This window comes from Achromobacter sp. 413638 (assembly GCF_043119405.1).
Lineage (GTDB): Bacteria > Pseudomonadota > Gammaproteobacteria > Burkholderiales > Burkholderiaceae_B > Achromobacter.
This window is the reverse complement of record NZ_JBICCO010000008.1, coordinates 26,046-43,154: the sequence shown is the minus strand read 5'-3', so window position 1 is coordinate 43,154 and position 17,109 is coordinate 26,046. Positions and strand designations below refer to the sequence as shown.

Below are 17,109 nucleotides of genomic sequence, written 5' to 3'. Positions count from 1 at the left end.
TTGCTTGGCCGCGCGTTTCGTCCACCCCGTGCAGCGCTCCCTTTGCTTTCCCTCTTGCAGCCTGACGCGCCGCGCGTAATATTGGCGATGCAAGTGCGGGCGCGCGGTACGCAACGCATCTGGCCGCGGCCTCGCGCCCGCCGCGGCAACGCCCGGTCGGGCTTGCCGTCTTCGCCCATCTGCACACAGCAAGGGAAGAGGCCATGACTCGCAAGACGCGCATCGAGCTTTACCGCAATATCGGCATCAGCGCCCATATCGACGCGGGCAAGACGACCACCACCGAGCGCATCCTCTTCTACACAGGCATCACTCACAAGATCGGCGAGGTGCACGACGGCGCCGCCGTGATGGACTGGATGGAACAGGAACAGGAACGCGGCATCACCATCACCTCGGCCGCCACCACCGCGTTCTGGAAGGGCATGGCCGGCAACTATCCCGAGCACCGCATCAACATCATCGACACGCCGGGGCACGTGGATTTCACCATCGAGGTCGAACGCTCCATGCGCGTGCTGGACGGCGCCGTCATGGTGTACGACTCCGTCGGCGGCGTGCAACCGCAGTCAGAGACGGTCTGGCGCCAGGCCAACAAGTACAAGGTGCCGCGCCTGGCCTTCGTCAACAAGATGGACCGCGTGGGCGCGGACTTCCTGCGCGTGCAGCGCCAGATCGTCGAGCGCCTGAAAGGCGACGCCGTGCCGATCCAGCTGCCGGTGGGCGCCGAGGATCATTTCGAGGGCGTGATCGATCTGGTCAAGATGAAGGCCATCATCTGGGATGATGCCAGCCAGGGCGTGCGCTTCGAGTATCGGGACATTCCGGCGAACATGCAGGCCGAGGCCGAAGCCTGGCGCGAGAAGATGGTCGAGAAGGCGGCCGAGGCCAATGAGACGCTGCTCGAGAAATACCTGTCCGGCGAGGCGCTGAGCGAAGAGGAAATCAAGCAGGGCCTGCGCGCCCGCACCGTGGCCAACGAGATCGTGCCCATGCTGTGCGGCAGCGCCTTCAAGAACAAGGGCGTGCAGGCCATGCTGGACGCGGTGATCGACTACCTGCCGTCGCCGGTGGACGTGCCGGCAATCAAGGGCCACGACGAGCGCGACCGCGAGATCGAACGCCATCCGACCGACAAGGAACCGTTCTCGGCCCTGGCCTTCAAGATCATGACCGACCCCTTCGTCGGCCAGCTGGTGTTCTTCCGCGCGTATTCCGGCGTGGTGAAGTCGGGCGATTCCGTCTACATCCCCGGCAAGGAAAAGAAGGAGCGGCTGGGCCGCATCCTGCAGATGCACGCCAACGAGCGGCGCGAGATCACCGAAGTCTATGCCGGCGACATCGCGGCGGCGGTGGGGGTGAAGGACGTCACCACCGGCGATACGCTCAGCGACCCGGCGCACGTCATCATCCTGGAACGCATGGTGTTCCCCGAACCCGTGATCTCGCAGGCGGTGGAGCCCAAGACCAAGGCCGACCAGGAAAAGATGGGCATCGCGCTGGGCCGGCTGGCGCAGGAGGATCCGTCGTTCCGCGTGCGCACCGATGAAGAGTCGGGGCAGACGATCATCTCCGGCATGGGCGAGCTGCACCTGGAGATCCTGGTGGACCGGATGAAGCGCGAGTTCGGCGTGGAGGCGACCGTGGGCAAGCCGCAGGTGGCCTACCGCGAGACCATCCGCAAGACCTGCGACGAGGTCGAAGGCAAGTTCGTCAAGCAGTCGGGCGGTCGTGGCCAGTATGGCCATGTGGTGCTGAAGCTGGAGCCGCAGGAGCCGGGCAAGGGCTACGAGTTCGTCGACGCGATCAAGGGCGGCGTGGTGCCGCGCGAGTTCATCCCAGCCGTGGACAAGGGCATCCGCGAATCGCTCAACGCCGGCGTGCTGGCAGGCTACCCGGTGGTGGACGTGAAGGCGACGCTTTTCTTCGGTTCGTACCACGATGTGGATTCGAACGAAAACGCCTTCCGCATGGCTGCGTCCATGGCGTTCAAGGAAGGCATGCGGCGCGCCGATCCGGTGCTGCTGGAGCCGATGATGCAGGTCGAGGTGGAAACGCCGGAGGACTTCACCGGCAACGTCATGGGCGACCTGTCCTCGCGCCGGGGCATGGTGCAGGGCATGGAGGACATCGCGGGTGGCGGCGGCAAGCTGGTGCGGGCCGAGGTGCCGCTGGCCGAGATGTTCGGCTACTCCACGTCCCTGCGTTCGTTGACGCAGGGACGGGCCACTTACACCATGGAGTTCAAGCACTACGCCGAGGCGCCGCGCCAGGTGATGCAGGAAGTCATCGCGGCCAAGGGCGGCGGCCGCTGATCGCGTCGAGGGCGGATCAGGCCGGGGCGGCGGCGGTTGCCGTCCGGCCGCGCCCGCGCAGCGATGCCAGCCGCACGCCCAGCAGGATCATCACGAAGCCGTAGGCATGGAACAGCTGCGGCGCTTCGCCCAGCAGCGGCCAGGCCAGCAGCGCCGCGTAGACTGGCACCAGGAACATCGACAGCCCCGCCGTGGCCGGACCGGCCAGGCTGATCAGCCGGCCGTACACGTAATACGCGCCAAGGCTGGGCACGATGGCCAGGAACAGCAGCGCGGCCGCCAGGCGAGGGTCGCTCCAGGCCGGCGCGGCGCCAGTCAGCGTTTCAACGGCGGCGAAGGGCGCCAGCGCCAGCGCGCCGGCGGCCATCATCACGGCCAGCTTGGCGCTGGCAGGCACCGCGGGCTGGGGCAGGCGCTTTTGCAGCACCGTGTAGAAGGCCCAGCCGGTGGCGGCCAGCAGCACCCACAGATCGCCCTGGCCGAAGGCCAGTCGCGCCAGCACATCGGCGTCGCCGCGCGACAGCACCGTCAACACGCCGCCCAGCGCCAGCAACAGGCCGGCCACGCGCGTGGCCGGCAGGGGCTTGCGCCAGATCAGCGCTTCCAGCAGCGATACCAGGATGGGGCTGCACGAGAAGATCAGCGCGATATTCGTGGCGCTGGTGTGCTGCGCGCCGATGTATTGCGGCGCCACTGCCACGCCCATGCCCAGCACCGCCAGGGGCAGCAGCGAGGGCAGGCCGCGGCGCAGCGCCTGGCGATGCCGGTACAGCGCGGGCGCGGCGATCGGCAGCAGGATCAGCAGCGCGATCAGCCAGCGGCCGAAGGCCAGGAAAACGGGGGGAAGGGCGGCGTCGTGGGCCCATCGGGCCGCCACCATGTTGGAGGCGAAAAGCGCGGGGGCGCTGAAAAGCATGGCCGTGCCGGCAAGGCCCAGGCCGGGGCGTGCTGCGGGTGCTGCGGTGTGAGGCATGATGTCCGGCCGCGCGGGTCGGCGCGCGGCTTGCTGCGATGAATCGCCGGTGTCCGGGCGGGGTTGTGCCGCCGCTCGGGCGCCGGATCGGACGGGCGGGGTGGTGCCTGTCTTGATGGAGAGTCTATCGGCAGATCCGCAAAATAGGTTTCTGCATTCACGCCTGATCTGGCGTATGTGGAAAATTAATATCCTCTAGAATTCAATTTTGAAGAGATATTCTCCCGAGCAGGAGCGCCCGCGTGTCCACGCCACCCAAAATCGATGAAACCGACCGCAAGATCCTGCGCGCGTTGCGCGCCGACGGTCGGCTGACCAACCTGAAACTGGCCGAGCAGGTGGGGCTGTCGCCCACGCCTTGCTGGAACCGCGTCAGGGCGCTGGAAGAGGCGGGCGTGATCGAGGGCTATGCGGCGCTGCTGAACCAGAAGGCGCTGGGCCTGCCGGATACCGTCATGATCGAGGTGACGCTGGAACATCACGACGACGACACGCTGGCGCGCTTTGGCGACGAGATCACGCGCCTGCCGGAGGTGGTCGAGGCTTTCCTGGTCACGGGCGAATACGACTATCTGATCAAGGTCGCCGTCGCCGGCACCGAGGGTTACGAGGAATTCCTGCGCAAGCGCCTGTACAAGCTCAAGGGCGTGCGGCACAGCCGTTCCACGTTCGTGCTGCGGCGGCTCAAGCACACGCCCTCGGTCGAGCCGTGAGGCATGAGTTCCCAGCGTGGGGCGGCGTCGGGCCGCTTCAACCCAGTCCGTTCAGGAAATCGTCGATCGCGCCGTTGAACGCGCGTGGATTGCCCAGGTTCATGCCATGCGAAGAGCCGGCGATGTCGATGCGCCGCGCTTGTGGCAGCCAGCGCGAGAGTGCATCCAGCACGGCGGGGTAGGGCTGCGGGCTGAGGGCGCCGCCGATCAGCAGGGTGGGCAAGGCCAGGCCACCGATCTGTGCGGCGGTCAGGACGGGCGGTTTCTCGTCGACCTGTCCGAACAGGGTGCCGACATTGTCGCGCACCATTTCCTTGAACCAGGGCACCATGCGCTGCCAGGTGTTGGGGCCGGTCACCGTGTCCACGAACAGCGCCAGGCCGGTGTCCACGTCGCCCTGCCGGATCAGCGTGAGCGCCTCCTGGCGGAAGCTGCCGCGCAGATCATCTTCGCCGGGCAGCGGCAGGCCGGGATCGGCCAGCGTCAGGCTGCGCAGGGCGTCGGGCCGCCGCAGGGCGACTTCCAGCGCGACGCGGCCGCCGCGCGAATGGCCGACGAGGTCGGCGCGTCCGCCGGCCACCTGGTCGATGAACTCCAGCACGTCCTCGGCGTGTTGCGCGACAGAGAAGCCACCGCCTTCGCCGTTCCAGGCCTCTGGCCAGTACCGGCGCAGGCAGACGGCCAGCACGCGGCGGCTGCGGCCCAGCGGGCCCATCTGCGATTTCCAGTAGCGGCTGTCCGACAGCGAACCATGCACCAGCACTAGCGGGTCGCCGCTGCCATATTCGGTGTAGGACATGGCATAGCCGCCGATGATGGCGGTCTGCTGGGGCAGGACGGGTTCGGAACGCATTGGTGCAGGGTTGGGAGGGCCAGGGTCGCATTCTAGCCCGACGCGCCGCGCCCTTTGAGGCGCCGAGGCCGGAACGGCGGCTCCGTGAACTGCTGATATGCTAATTACGGATCGCCCGCCGTCCGGCGGGTTTTTGCGAACACTCATTTGATCGGAGCTGTCCCGATGTCCCCGGAGTCTCTTGCCGCCTTGCCCGAATCCGCCCAACGTGTTGCCCGCCTTCTGCTGGAGCTGGGCCACGACAAGCCCGTGGTGGTCCTGCCTCAGACCGGCAAGACCTCGGCGGAAGCGGCGGCGGGCCTGGGCTGCGAGGTGGCGCAGATCGCCAAGTCGATCATCTTCCGCCGCGCTGCCGACAACGCGCCAGTGCTGGTGATCGCCAGCGGCACCAATCGGGTGGACGAGGCCAAGGTGTCCGCGCAGGTGGGCGCGCTGGCCAAGGCCGACGCCAAGTTCGTGCGCGACATGACGGGCTACGCCATCGGCGGCGTCTGCCCGATCGGCCACGCGGTCAAGCCGGTGATGCTGCTGGACCAGGATCTGTTCCAGTACGACAGCCTGTGGGCCGCCGCCGGGCATCCGCATGCGGTGTTCAACCTGACGCCGCAACAACTGGCCGACATGACCGGCGCGCCGGTCGCGGACGTGGCGCAACGCGCCTGACCCCGCTGGCCGCCGCGCGGCCGGGCTGTCAGCGCGGATGCGCCAGCAGCCCGTCGATCAGCACCTGGCGCAGGCCCCGGCTACAACTTTCCACGCGTCCCTGCACGCCATAGACGGCGGCCAGTGCCTGCGGCGTGATCACATCCGCGGGCGCGCCGGCCCCCGCCAGCCGGCCCTGGTGGATCAGCACCGCCCGGTCGGCATGCTGCAGGGCCGCGTTCAGATCGTGCAGCACGATGACGCTGATCAACCCGTACTGCCGCGTCTCCTGGCGCAGCAATTGCATGACGTGGAACTGGTAGTTCAGGTCCAGCGCCGACAGCGGCTCGTCCAGCAGCAGCACGCGCGGACGGCGGATCAAGGCCTGGGCCAGGCCGACCAGCTGCTTCTGCCCGCCCGAAAGCGCGTCCAGATAATGCAGGGCCAGGGGGGCGATGCCCAGGCGTTCCAGCAACGTCTCGATCTCGGCGGGGCTGGCAGAGGGCGCCAGCCCGTCGCCGGCGCGGGCGGCCACCAGCACGGATTCGAACACCCGCAGATGGACTTCGGCGGGCAGACCTTGCGGCAGGTAGACGACGTGGCGCGCGCGTTCGGCCTGATCGGCCGTCGCAAGGTCGCGGCCATCCAGCCGCGCCGTCCCGGCGCGCACGCGGACGAGGCCCGCCAGCGTCTTGAGCAACGTGGACTTGCCGCTGCCGTTCGGTCCCAGCAGCGCGGTGAGTTCGCCGGCGGCCAGCGGGGGCAGGCTCAGCCCGTGCAGCACGTCCTGCCGGCCATAGCCGGCCTTCAGCTCGTCCACCTCGAGCATCGCGGGCGCAAGGGGGGAAGCCGGGTTCATGGCAGGCGGCGGCGCATGACCACCGATACGAAGAAGGGGATGCCGACCAGCGAGGTCACGATGCCGACCGGGATGATCACGCCGGGCATCAGGTTCTTGGACGCCAGCGACGCGAGCGACAGGATGGTGGCGCCGGTCAGTGCGCTGCCGGGCAGGTAATAGCGGTGATCCTCGCCGAACAGCCGGCGGGCGATATGGGGCGCCACCAGGCCGATGAAGCCGATGGTGCCGACGAAGGCCACGGACAGCGCCGACAGCAGGCTGACGCGCGCCAGCGCCGCCACGCGCACGCGCCGCACGTCGACGCCAAAGCTGGCGGCGCGCTCTTCGCCCAGCCGCAGCGCCGTCAGCTTCCAGGACTGACGCAAGGCCAGCGGCAGGGCCAATGCCACGGCCGCGGCCAGCGCGCCGGCCGACGCCCAGCTGGAGCGCGACAGGCTGCCCATGGTCCAGAACACGAGGTTTTGCAGCGCCTCGGCGCTGGCGACGAATTGCACCAGCGACACCAGCGCGTTGAAACTGAACACCATGGCGATGCCGAACAGCACCACGCCCTGGGTGTTCATACCCGCCCAGCGCGCCGCCGCGTCCAGCGCCAGGGCGGCCAGCGCGGCGAACAGGAAGGCGTTGCCGGCGATCAGCCAGCCCGCGGGCACGCCGGGCAGGCCGAGGTTGAGCACGATGGCCAGCGAGGCGCCGAAGGCGGCCGCCGAAGACACGCCCAGCGTGAACGGGCTGGCCAGCGGGTTGTTGAGGATGGTCTGCATCTCGGCGCCGGCCAGGCCGAGCGCGGCGCCAACCAGCGCGGCCATCAGGGCCTGCGGCAGACGGATGTCCCAGACGATGACGCGGGTGCTGGGATCGGCCGCGGCGGGCGCGCTCAGCGCGCGCCACAATTCGCTCCAGGACAGGGGGGAAGGCCCCGTCGTGAAGTCAGCCAGCAGTGCAATGAAAATCGCCGCCAGCAGCAGGGCGATGAGCCCTGCCCGGCGGCGCAGGATGTGCCGGTAGGCGGTGACCGCGGACGCGGCTGCCGCCATTACTGCAGCAGTTGGAGACGGCTCTTGGCCGTGCCGGCGGCGGGCGCGCTGGGATAGTCGCGGACGATGCGTTGCAGCGTCGTCTTGGCGCCGGCGCGGTTGTTCAGTTCGATCTGGCTGCCGGCGATGACCAGCAGCGCATCGGGAGCACGCGCGTTGTCGGGGGCCTTCTGGACCATGCTGGTGAGCTGCTCGATCGCACCCTTGAAGTCCTTCAGCGCGTAGCGGCTGCTGCCCAGGTAGAACTGGGCGCTCGGAGCGAGCTGGCTGGCCGGATAGAGCGCGGTGAAGGCGGCGAAGGATTCCGAGGCTTCCTTGTACTGGCCCTTGCGGAACAGGTCGATCGCGCCGTCATAGGCGGCCTGTTCCTGCGGATCGCCGGCATTCGCGCCAGGCGGGTTGGCGCTGCCGGCCGCGCCGCCGCCCTTGGCGCCGGGCTGCTGGCGGGATACGAGTTCGAGCTGGTCGCGCAATTGGGCGACCTCCTGCTGCAAGGCCTGGATCTGGTCGGCCAGTTGCAGCCGGGCGCGCTGGTTCTGTTCGTTCTGCTGTTGCACCTGTTGGCGCAAGTCTAGGATGGCCCGGCGGGCCTCGTCGTCGGCGAAAGCTTGGACGGGAGCGGCCAGGGCGGCCAGCGCCAGACCGGCGGAGGCAATCAGGGGACGCAGGGACAGAACGTTATTGCGCATGAAAATTCCCGGGTGAAAAAAGAAACGCCGGGACGGCCGGCTGACCGTCCCGACGCGTCGTGGGGCAATCGACTATACGAAAAGCTTAGCGCTGATAAACGATATCGGCGCGGCGGTTTTCCGCGAAGTCAGCTTCCGACGTGCCACTCGCCTTCGGCTTTTCCTTGCCGAAGCTGATGGTTTCGATCTGGTTGTCGCTGACGCCCAGCAGGGTCATCATGCGACGAACCGCGTCGGCACGGCGCTGGCCCAGGGCCAGGTTGTATTCGGCGCCGCCGCGCTCGTCGGTGTTGCCTTCGATCTTGATGCGTTGCTGCTGGTGCGAGGCCAGGTAACGGGCATGGGTTTCCACCAGGCTGCGGTACTGGTCCGACACCGAGTAGCTGTCGAAGTCAAAGTATACCGAGCGCTGTTGCGCCAGGATGCTTTGGGGGTTGAAGGGATCAAGGATCTGGCCAGAGGCCTGTCCTTGGCCAGCGCCTCCGCCCTGACCCGCTTTATCGTCGAGAGGGACGGAGCTGCAAGCTGCCAGGGTGGCGGCCAGAGCGGCGATGGTTAGGCTTTTGGCAATGCGCGACTTCATGATAGTTCCTTTGCAAAGAGAGTCACACGTGTTATCGGGTAAATGGGCCCCAAGTCGGTTCACGTATTTCCCCGTTCAGTACCGAAAGCGTCTGCCGTACGCGGCCATCGCTCGACACACCCGCAAGCACGCTACGGCCGTTCTGCACGGCGGCGTAGAGGACTTGCATGCCATTCGGCGCGAAGCTCGGAGACTGATCGTCACGACCATCAGTCAGCAAGGATTCGGAGCCTGAGGACAGGTTCAACGAGGCGATTCGAAACGCGCCGTCGCGTCTTGCAACGTACAGCAACGTCGATCCATCGGGGGAAATTCGGGGTGAGATGTTGTAACCACCATTAAACGTGAGGCGGCGAGCATCGCCACCGTCCAGGCCGGTCTGATAGATTTGCGGCCCGCCGCTGCGGTCACTGGTAAAGATAATGGAACGGCCGTCTGGCGTAAAGCTCGGCTCGGTGTCAATCCCGGGAGAACGCGTAACTCGGCGCATATTCGAGCCGCCGGCCGCGCTGACGATGTAAATTTGCGACAACCCGTCGCGCGTCAGCGCCACGGCCAGCTGGGTGCCGTCGGGCGACCAGCCCGGGGCGCTGTTGTTGCCCTTGAAGTTGGCCACGGGCACGCGGGCGCTGGTGGCCAGGGTGTGCACATACACGACCGGCTTGCCGGATTCGAAGCTCACATAGGCCAGCTTCGAACCATCGGGCGACCAGGAGGGCGAGATGATCGGCTCGCGCGAGCGCAGCGCGACCTGGGGATTCTGGCCGTCGGCGTCGGCGACCTGCAGTTCGTAGGTCGGACCCTGCTTGAGCACGTAGGCGATGCGGGTGGAGAACACGCCGCGCACGCCGGTGATCTTTTCGTAGATGCGGTCGGCGATCTGGTGGGCGACGCGGCGCAGTTCCTGTTCGGTGCCCGAGAACGCCACGCCGTCCAGCTGACCCTTCTTGACCGTGTCGGCCAGGCGGTAGCGCACGTCGTAGCGGCCGTCGGCGCCGCGCACGATGCTGCCATAGGCCAGGAAGTCGGCGCCCTTCGAGCGCCAGTCGTCGTGCGAGATGGCCGAATCGACGTTCAGGCCGGCGCCGGCGGCGCTGATCAGGCGGAACTGGCCCGTGCGGGTCAGGTCGGCGCGGATCACCTCGGCCAGGGCGCGACCGTGGGCATCGTCCACGGCGAAATCGGCGATGGCCACCGGGTATTGGGTGGCGCCGGTGCCGGAAATGTCGACGCGCAGTTGCGCGTGGGCCGGCCGGACGGCCAGCAGGCTGGCGAACGCCAGCAGCAGCGCCAGTCCGTACGTTCGCCAGAACGCAAGGAGGGGGGCGCTTCGGCTATGGGCGGGAGTCATGATCAGCAATCTCCTGTCTATTAGTACATGCTGTACTCACCGTAGATACTCGGTTCGTAGCGGCCATTCGAAGGTTTCGGGAAGGGGTTGCAGCGGCGTATGCCGGCTTCGATCGCGCGGTCGAACGCCGGGATGCCCGAAGAGCGGGTAATCGTAACTGCGGTGACCTTGCCGTCAGAAGTATTCAACTTTACTTGGTATTCGGCCGTGGGGTTCTCCGCGCCGCTGCGGGGAGGCGTCGGATAAGCCACGCCCGGCTGCACGCAGGCACGGACCTTGGCGCCATAGCCCGCGTCGCGGCCGCCGGATCCGCCGGTCTGGTTGCGGTCGGCGGTGCCGCCCGGGATGCCGGCCGCGCCGAGCGCGTCGTTGCGGAAAGCGTCCTTGAGGGCCTTGTCGGCGGCCGCCTTTTTGGCGGCCTCTTCCTTGGCCTTCTTCTCGGCGGCGGCCTTCTCGGCGGCGACCTTTTCAGCCGCGGCCTTTTCGGCGGCCGCCTTCTCGGCAGCAGCCTTTTCGGCGGCGGCCTTCTTGGCGGCGTCTTCCTTGGCCTTCTTCTCGGCGGCGACCTTTTCGGCCGCGGCCTTTTCCGCAGCGGCCTTTTCGGCGGCAGCCTTGTCAGCGGCCTGGCGTTCCTGCTCCAGGCGCTTCTTTTCCTTCAGCTCGGCCTGCTTGCGCTCTTCCTCCAGGCGCGCCTTTTCCTTGGCGGCCTCGGCGGCTTCGCGCGCCTTTTCCTCTTCCTCACGCTTCTTCTTGGCTTGCTGCAGCGCGATCTCAGGGTCGACTTCCGACTTGGGTGGCTGGACCTTGGGTTCGGGCGGAGGCGGGGGAGGATCCGGCTGCTTCTGCGGCTCGGGTTCCGGTTGCGGCTTGGGCTGAGGCTGGGGTTTGGGCGGTTCGGGCGTGGGCGGCGGCGAAACGGGCGAATTGCCGTTCGCCCAGAGCTGCACTTCCACCGGGCCGGGCGTTTCCGTGCGCCAGTTCAGGTTGAAGATCAACACGGCCAGCAGCAGCGCGTGCACCAACAAGGCCAGAAGCAGGGCTTTCCGGTTGTCAGTGTTGGGCGGCGTGGCCGGGGGGCCGCTGCGGTGTCGAATGATGGGTGGCGTCATGGGCGTTGCATGCCGGCGAGCCGGCGGGAGAGCGTCGCGTTAGCGTTTCTTCGCGGGAGCGGGCTGGTTGCCGCCGGCGGACTGGTCCACCAGCAGGCCCAGGCGGGTGATGCCGTTGGTGCGCAGCTCGTCCATGACCTTCACGACCGTCTCGTAGGGCACCTTGCCATCGGCGGCGATGACCACCGGGGTTTCCGCGGTGATGCGCGAACGCACCTGCGCCACCAGCTCGGGCCGGGCGATGTCCTGCATCGTCGCGCCGGGCTCGCGCATGCGCAGCGCGATCTTGCCGTCTTCGGAGATCTGAACTTCCAGCGGCTTGACCGGCACGTCGGAGGCGGCGCCGACCGACGGCAGCTGGATCAGGCCCGGCGTGATTAGGGGCGCGGTCACCATGAAGATGACCAGCAGCACCAGCATCACGTCGATGTAGGGCACCACGTTGATGTCGGCCTTCATGCGGCGGCCGGACCTGCCGCGCGAGCTTACCGAGGGCATTAGCGCACCTGCCGTTGCAGAATGTTCAGGAACTCGTCGACGAAGCTGTCGAAGCGGATCGACAGACGGTCGATGTCATTGGTGAAGCGGTTATAGGCGACCACGGCCGGGATGGCCGCGAACAGGCCGATGGCGGTGGCGATCAGCGCCTCGGCGATGCCGGGGGCGACCGAGGCCAGCGTGGCCTGCTGCATGTTCGACAGGCCGATGAAGGCGTGCATGATGCCCCAGACCGTGCCGAGCAGGCCGATGTATGGCGACACCGAGCCGGCCGAGGCCAGGAAGTTCAGGTGCGATTCCAGCGAGTCCATTTCGCGCTGGTAGGCGGCGCGCATGGCGCGGCGCGGGCCGTCCAGCAGGGCGGTGGCGTCGCCGCCGGAACCGCCGCCGCGGCGGGCTTTCAGGAATTCGGTCATGCCGGCGTCGAAGATGCGGGCCAGGGCGCCTTGCTCGTCGCGGCGCGAGGCCACGGCCTGCTGCAGCATGGACAGGTCGCCGCCGGACCAGAAGTCATCCTCGAAGCGGCGAGTTTGGGAGTCGGCGCGCTTGATGGCCAGGCGCTTGGCGAAGATGTAGGTCCAGGACATGATCGAGATGCCCAGGAGCATCAGCATGATCAGCTGGACCGGCACGCTGGCGTGCGAAATCAGCGAAAGCAACGACATGTCGTTGGTGGCTTGCATGGTTATTCCTGAATTGATCCCAGTTTGGCGCGTAGGTCGGCCGGCAGTTCCGCCGGCCGCATTTGAACGGCATCGACACAGCAGACTTGGATGTTGCCTTCGGCAAGCAGTTCCCCGTCGCGTTCCGCGCGCTGCGCGAAGTGTATCGAAGCGCGGCCCAGTCGTGTGACTCGGCTGCGTATGGTAAGCAAGTCATCCAGCCGGGCCGGCTTGCGGTAGGCCATGTCCAGCGCCTTGACGACGAACAGCCGCTGCTCCGAGACAGCCAGGCCGGACTGGTTGATTCCCAGATCGCGCAGCCACTCGGTGCGGGCGCGTTCGAGGAATTTCAAGTAGTTGGCGTAGAAAACCACTCCTCCAGCGTCCGTGTCTTCGTAGTAGACGCGGACCTGGAAGAGGGATTCTGGGGACTTCGGATCGGTCACGATGCGGATAGGGGCGTTGCGTATTCGGGACGCGAAAAGTCCGTAGTAACTATAGGGTTAGAGCGTGTCCAGCTTTGCCAGCACTTGCTCAAGCGCGGACTGTACCGGAATCTTGACCGCTTCGGTTTCCCGACGGGCCTGCAATTCCACCACACCGTCGTTCAGACCGCGTTCTCCAACTGTTACGCGCAGCGGCGCGCCGATCAGTTCCCACTCGGCGAACATGACGCCGGGACGGGCGTCGCGGTCGTCCAGGATGACGTCCACGCCGCGCGCCAGCAGCGATTCGTAGAGCTTCTGTGCGGTGTCACGCACCGTTTCACTTTTACCCCAGCCGACCGGGCAGATCACCACTTCGAAGGGGGCGATGGCGCGCGGCCAGATGATGCCGCGGGCGTCGTGGTTCTGCTCGATGGCGGCGCCCACGATGCGGGTCACGCCGATGCCGTAGCAGCCCATTTCCAGCGTGGCGGGCTTGCCGGTCTCGTCCAGGAACGTGGCCTTGAGGGCCTCGGAGTACTTCTTGCCCAGATAGAAGACGTGTCCGACTTCGATGCCGCGCATGATGGAAAGCGTGCCCTTGCCGTCTGGCGAGGGGTCGCCGGCGACCACGTTGCGCAGGTCGGCGACCTGCTCGGGCTCGGGCAGGTCGCGGCCCCAGTTCACGCCCTGGATGTGGAAGTCTTCCTTGTTGGCGCCGCAGACGAAATCCGCCATGTGGGCGACCGTGCGGTCGGCCACGACGCGGACCGGCCTGGCGGTGCCGACCGGGCCCAGATAGCCGGGCTTGCAGCCGAAATGCTCGACGATCTCGCTTTCGGTGGCGAAGCGGAAGCCCGCCAGGCCGGGCAGCTTGCCGGCCTTGATCTCGTTCAGCTCGTGGTCGCCGCGCAGCATCAGCAGCCAGATCTGGACCTGGCCCTTGTCGCCTTCGGTGGCCAGGACGATGGATTTGACGGTCTGTTCCAGCGGGATGCCGAGCAGCTTGGCCACGTCCTCGCACTTGGCGGCGCCGGGGGTGGCCACTTCGGCCATGGGCTGGCGGGCCTCGCCGCGCACCGGGTACAGGTTGGGCGCCTCGGCCAGCTCGATGTTGGCGGCGTATTCGGAGTCGCTGTTGTAGACCAGCAGGTCCTCGCCGGTTTCGGCGATGACCTGGAATTCATGGCTGCGGGTGCCGCCGATGGAGCCGGTATCGGCCGCGACGGCGCGGAACTCCAGGCCCAGGCGGCTGAAGATGCGCATGTAGGCGGCGTACATCGTGTCGTAGCTGCGCTGGGCGCCGGCTTCGTCGCGGTCGAAGGAGTAGGCGTCCTTCATGGTGAATTCGCGGCCGCGCATCAGGCCGAAGCGGGGGCGGCGCTCGTCCCGGAACTTGGTCTGGATGTGATAGAAGTTGACCGGCAGCTGGCGGTAGCTGTGGATCTCGTTGCGCGCGATGTCGGTGATGACTTCCTCGGACGTGGGCTGCAGCACGAAATCGCGCTGGTGACGGTCCTTGATGCGCAGCAGTTCGGCGCCGTACTGCTCCCAGCGGCCCGATTCCTGCCAGAGTTCGGCCGGCTGGACCACCGGCATCAGCAGCTCCAGGGCGCCGGCGGCGTTCATTTCGTCACGGACGATGGCCTCGATCTTGCGGATGACCTTCAGCCCCAGGGGCATGTAGGTGTAGATGCCTCCGGCCAGCTTGCGGATCATGCCGGCCCGCGTCATCAGCTGATGGCTGGCGACTTCGGCTTCGGAGGGGGCTTCTTTGAGGGTATTGAGGTGGTAGGTAGATGCGCGCATGGTTAAAGGTGGCTGCAGATACGTATAATCGACTGTAATTGTATTGAATTCGGTGGGGGTGGCCCATGCTTGATCGCGAAGGCTACCGCCCCAATGTCGGCATCATTCTCGTCAATGGCAGGAACGAGGTCTTTTGGGGCAAGCGGATCAGGGAACATGCCTGGCAGTTCCCTCAGGGTGGCATCAAGTACGGCGAAAGCCCGGTGCAGGCCATGTATCGCGAGCTCCATGAAGAGGTGGGCTTGAAGCCCGAGCATGTCCGTATTTTGGGGCGTACACGAGACTGGTTACGTTATAACGTGCCAGATCATTTCGTCCGGCGTGAGTGGCGGGGCCACTATAAAGGACAAAAGCAGATTTGGTTCCTGCTGCGCCTGATCGGACGCGACAGCGACGTATGCCTGCGCGCGACGCAGCATCCCGAATTCGACGCCTGGCGCTGGAGCCAGTATTGGGTGCCGCTGGACGCCGTCATCGAGTTCAAGCGCGATGTCTATACCCAGGCGTTGAACGAGCTATCTGCCATACTCTTCCGGCGTCATCACGAAACCCGCTACCTGCGCCAGCGCGTGCATGGCCAGCGGGCGGCTGAGAACTTGCCCGAAGGAACGGACGGTCATGCGCATATTGTTGGTTGAAGACGAACGGGACATGGCGTCCTGGCTGATGCGCGCGCTCGCTCAGAGCGGCTTCGTGCCCGACCACGCAGCGGATGCCCGCAGCGCCGAAGCCTTCATGGCCGGCAACGAGTACGACGCCATCGTCATGGATTTGCGCCTGCCGGACAAGCACGGCCTGGTGGTGTTGCGCGAAATGCGCAACCGCGACGACCGCACGCCGGTGCTGCTATTGACCGCCCAGGGCGCGCTGCAGGACCGCGTGCGCGGCCTGAACCTGGGCGCCGACGACTTCCTGACCAAGCCCTTCGCCCTGGAAGAACTGGAAGCCCGCCTGACCGCCCTGGTGCGGCGCAGCCGCGGTCGCCAGCATCCCCGACTGCAATGCGGTTCGCTGTCCTACGACAGCGAAAGCCGCGCCTTCACGCTGGACGGCTCCCTGCTGTTCCTGACCCCGCGCGAGCACGCCGCCCTGGCGGCGTTGCTGACCCGCAGCGGTTATCCGGTGGACAAGTCGCAGCTGTTCGGCAAGGTTTTCACCCACGACAGCGAAGCGAACCCGGACGCCATCGAGGTGGTGTTGCACCGGCTGCGCAAGAAGCTGGCGGGCAGCGACGTGCGCATCGTCACGGTGCGCGGGCTGGGCTACATGCTGGAAAGCGTGGCTGCCGCGCCTGCCGAGGGTAACTGAGCGGCGGGCCGGCACGGCCCGCATCCCGCTTGCCCGGGATGACGCCCGCGTCCGGCGCCTAAAGTTTTTTCAAACAGGCGTACAGAATTCCCCGTTGGACCGGCCCGAAGGGCCTGTCCTATCTTTGTCTCCAAGCGAGGTCCCTACGGACCCGAACAAGGGGGGAGACAATGAAACGCTCATCTCGCGCGGCCGTCGCCGTATTCTGCCTGTCCGCCGCCGGCGCGCCGTGGGCACCGGCGCAAGCGGCCGAAATCACCCTCATGGGATACCGCGGCGCGTTCGAGCAGAACTACGTCAAGGCGGTGATCGAGCCGTTCATGGAGGCGCACCCGGACATCTCGGTGGTCTATGCCGGGGTTCAGAACGCCGCTGCCGCGCTGGGCAATCTGCGCGCGCAAAAGAGCTCACCGCAGGCCAATGCCGTCATCATCGACCTGTCGGTCGCCAAGATCGCCCGCGATGAGGGGCTGCTGGCCGAGCTGGACCTTGCCCGCATTCCCGCCTATGGCGATCTGGCGGATCTGGGCAAGGACCTGGGCGCCGCGGCGATTCCGCTGACATACGACACGCTGACCCTTATCTACGACCGCGACGCCTTCGTCGAAGCGCCCACCAGCTGGAACGCCTTCTGGGATCCGAAGCAGCGAGGCAAGGTGACGATTCCCGCTCAAGGCGGCGGCGACATCCAGGCCATACTCCTGACCATCATCGCCAACCGCATGGCGGGCGAGCGCGACTACAAGAAAACGATCCAGCCCGGCGTGGACAAGCTGGTCAAGCTCGCGCCCGCGGTGCAGACCTGGGAGCCCAAGCCCGACGCCTACACGCTGGTGGCCAATGGCACGTCCACGCTGTCGATCGGCTACAACGCCCGTTCCCAGTACTACTACGACCAGACGGAAGGCCGTCTCCGGTCCATCAGCCCGAAAGAGGGCTCGGCCTCGCAGATCAACGTGATCGGCGCGATCGCCAATGCGGCTGAACCGGCCGCCACGCTTGCCTTCATCCAATACGCAATCAGCCCCGAGGCGCAGGAGAGTTTCGCCAGGACCATGTTCTATGCGCCGACCAATACACGGGCCGAGGTCGACGAGGCGACCCGCGCCCGCATTCCGATGATGGATCCGGAACAGCGCGTCAGGCTCATCCCGGTGGATTGGATGAGCATCGGCGATATGCGGGAAAGCATGCTGCGGCCCTGGCGCCGCCAGATCATTCCCGCCAGCCGCTGAGCGATCCGTTCGCGGCCCCCACGGTCGGCGCACTTTTCTTCCGTT

Annotated in this window: 18 protein-coding genes; 6 read left to right on the top strand and 12 right to left on the bottom strand. The window is 66.7% G+C overall.

What is annotated here, in order from left to right; genetic code table 11:
* The first annotated feature begins 203 nt into the window (after positions 1–203).
* Positions 204–2,315 (top strand): elongation factor G, encoded by a 2,112-nt coding sequence (gene fusA, locus ACEU5R_RS05380; protein ID WP_103272442.1) that lies wholly within the window; start codon positions 204–206, stop codon positions 2,313–2,315.
* 16 nt (positions 2,316–2,331) lie between these two features.
* On the opposite strand, the gene ACEU5R_RS05375 is transcribed toward fusA, so the two are convergent.
* Positions 2,332–3,231, bottom strand: a complete 900-nt coding sequence (locus tag ACEU5R_RS05375; protein WP_392409357.1) for a DMT family transporter — start codon at positions 3,229–3,231, stop codon at positions 2,332–2,334.
* 299 nt (positions 3,232–3,530) lie between these two features.
* On the opposite strand from ACEU5R_RS05375, the gene ACEU5R_RS05370 reads away from it, so the two are divergent.
* A complete protein-coding gene (locus tag ACEU5R_RS05370) occupies positions 3,531–4,001 on the top strand; it encodes an Lrp/AsnC family transcriptional regulator (protein ID WP_103272444.1) in 471 nt (156 codons plus the stop codon).
* A 37-nt stretch (positions 4,002–4,038) separates the two neighbouring features.
* On the opposite strand, the gene ACEU5R_RS05365 is transcribed toward ACEU5R_RS05370, so the two are convergent.
* Entirely contained in the window at positions 4,039–4,854 is an 816-nt protein-coding gene (locus ACEU5R_RS05365; RefSeq protein ID WP_103272445.1) for an alpha/beta fold hydrolase, read from the bottom strand.
* A gap of 165 nt (positions 4,855–5,019) precedes the next feature.
* On the opposite strand from ACEU5R_RS05365, the gene ACEU5R_RS05360 reads away from it, so the two are divergent.
* Entirely contained in the window at positions 5,020–5,517 is a 498-nt protein-coding gene (locus tag ACEU5R_RS05360; RefSeq protein WP_103272446.1) for a YbaK/EbsC family protein, read from the top strand.
* 28 nt (positions 5,518–5,545) lie between these two features.
* Here ACEU5R_RS05360 and ACEU5R_RS05355 read toward each other — a convergent pair whose 3' ends face one another.
* From ACEU5R_RS05355 to ACEU5R_RS05310, 10 genes are all read right to left on the bottom strand, one after another.
* Complete coding sequence (locus ACEU5R_RS05355; protein ID WP_392409356.1) at positions 5,546–6,355, bottom strand: ABC transporter ATP-binding protein; 810 nt, start codon at positions 6,353–6,355, stop codon at positions 5,546–5,548.
* A complete protein-coding gene (locus ACEU5R_RS05350; protein ID WP_392409355.1) occupies positions 6,352–7,395 on the bottom strand; it encodes a FecCD family ABC transporter permease in 1,044 nt (347 codons plus the stop codon). Before ACEU5R_RS05350 ends, ACEU5R_RS05355 begins: the two co-directional genes overlap by 4 nt.
* Positions 7,395–8,084, bottom strand: a complete 690-nt coding sequence (gene ybgF, locus ACEU5R_RS05345; protein WP_103272449.1) for a tol-pal system protein YbgF — start codon at positions 8,082–8,084, stop codon at positions 7,395–7,397. The genes ACEU5R_RS05350 and ybgF overlap by 1 nt, the downstream gene beginning before the upstream one ends.
* An 85-nt stretch (positions 8,085–8,169) precedes the next feature.
* A complete protein-coding gene (pal, locus tag ACEU5R_RS05340; RefSeq protein WP_103272450.1) occupies positions 8,170–8,667 on the bottom strand; it encodes a peptidoglycan-associated lipoprotein Pal in 498 nt (165 codons plus the stop codon).
* A gap of 31 nt (positions 8,668–8,698) precedes the next feature.
* Positions 8,699–10,018 (bottom strand): Tol-Pal system beta propeller repeat protein TolB, encoded by a 1,320-nt coding sequence (gene tolB, locus ACEU5R_RS05335; RefSeq protein WP_392409354.1) that lies wholly within the window; start codon positions 10,016–10,018, stop codon positions 8,699–8,701.
* A 20-nt stretch (positions 10,019–10,038) separates the two neighbouring features.
* Positions 10,039–11,127, bottom strand: coding sequence for a cell envelope integrity protein TolA (gene tolA, locus ACEU5R_RS05330; protein WP_103272451.1), 1,089 nt, complete (start codon positions 11,125–11,127; stop codon positions 10,039–10,041).
* 39 nt (positions 11,128–11,166) lie between these two features.
* A complete protein-coding gene (locus ACEU5R_RS05325) occupies positions 11,167–11,625 on the bottom strand; it encodes an ExbD/TolR family protein (RefSeq protein ID WP_006388741.1) in 459 nt (152 codons plus the stop codon).
* Positions 11,625–12,308 (bottom strand): protein TolQ, encoded by a 684-nt coding sequence (gene tolQ, locus ACEU5R_RS05320; RefSeq protein WP_103272452.1) that lies wholly within the window; start codon positions 12,306–12,308, stop codon positions 11,625–11,627. Before tolQ ends, ACEU5R_RS05325 begins: the two co-directional genes overlap by 1 nt.
* A gap of 2 nt (positions 12,309–12,310) precedes the next feature.
* On the bottom strand, positions 12,311–12,733 hold the full coding sequence (gene ybgC / locus ACEU5R_RS05315; protein WP_103272453.1) for a tol-pal system-associated acyl-CoA thioesterase: 423 nt from the start codon (positions 12,731–12,733) through the stop codon (positions 12,311–12,313).
* A 57-nt stretch (positions 12,734–12,790) separates the two neighbouring features.
* A complete protein-coding gene (locus tag ACEU5R_RS05310) occupies positions 12,791–14,521 on the bottom strand; it encodes a proline--tRNA ligase (RefSeq protein WP_103272454.1) in 1,731 nt (576 codons plus the stop codon).
* A 65-nt stretch (positions 14,522–14,586) separates the two neighbouring features.
* Between ACEU5R_RS05310 and ACEU5R_RS05305 the strand changes: the two genes are divergently transcribed.
* The 3 genes from ACEU5R_RS05305 (at position 14,587) to ACEU5R_RS05295 (ending at position 17,064) form a co-directional block, all read left to right on the top strand.
* The gene (locus ACEU5R_RS05305) at positions 14,587–15,159 is read left to right on the top strand and encodes an RNA pyrophosphohydrolase (protein ID WP_103272455.1); all 573 of its coding nucleotides are present in this window, start codon (positions 14,587–14,589) and stop codon (positions 15,157–15,159) included.
* The gene (locus ACEU5R_RS05300; RefSeq protein ID WP_103272456.1) at positions 15,140–15,829 is read left to right on the top strand and encodes a response regulator; all 690 of its coding nucleotides are present in this window, start codon (positions 15,140–15,142) and stop codon (positions 15,827–15,829) included. Before ACEU5R_RS05305 ends, ACEU5R_RS05300 begins: the two co-directional genes overlap by 20 nt.
* A 170-nt stretch (positions 15,830–15,999) precedes the next feature.
* The gene (locus ACEU5R_RS05295) at positions 16,000–17,064 is read left to right on the top strand and encodes an extracellular solute-binding protein (RefSeq protein ID WP_392409353.1); all 1,065 of its coding nucleotides are present in this window, start codon (positions 16,000–16,002) and stop codon (positions 17,062–17,064) included.
* Positions 17,065–17,109 lie beyond the last annotated feature (45 nt).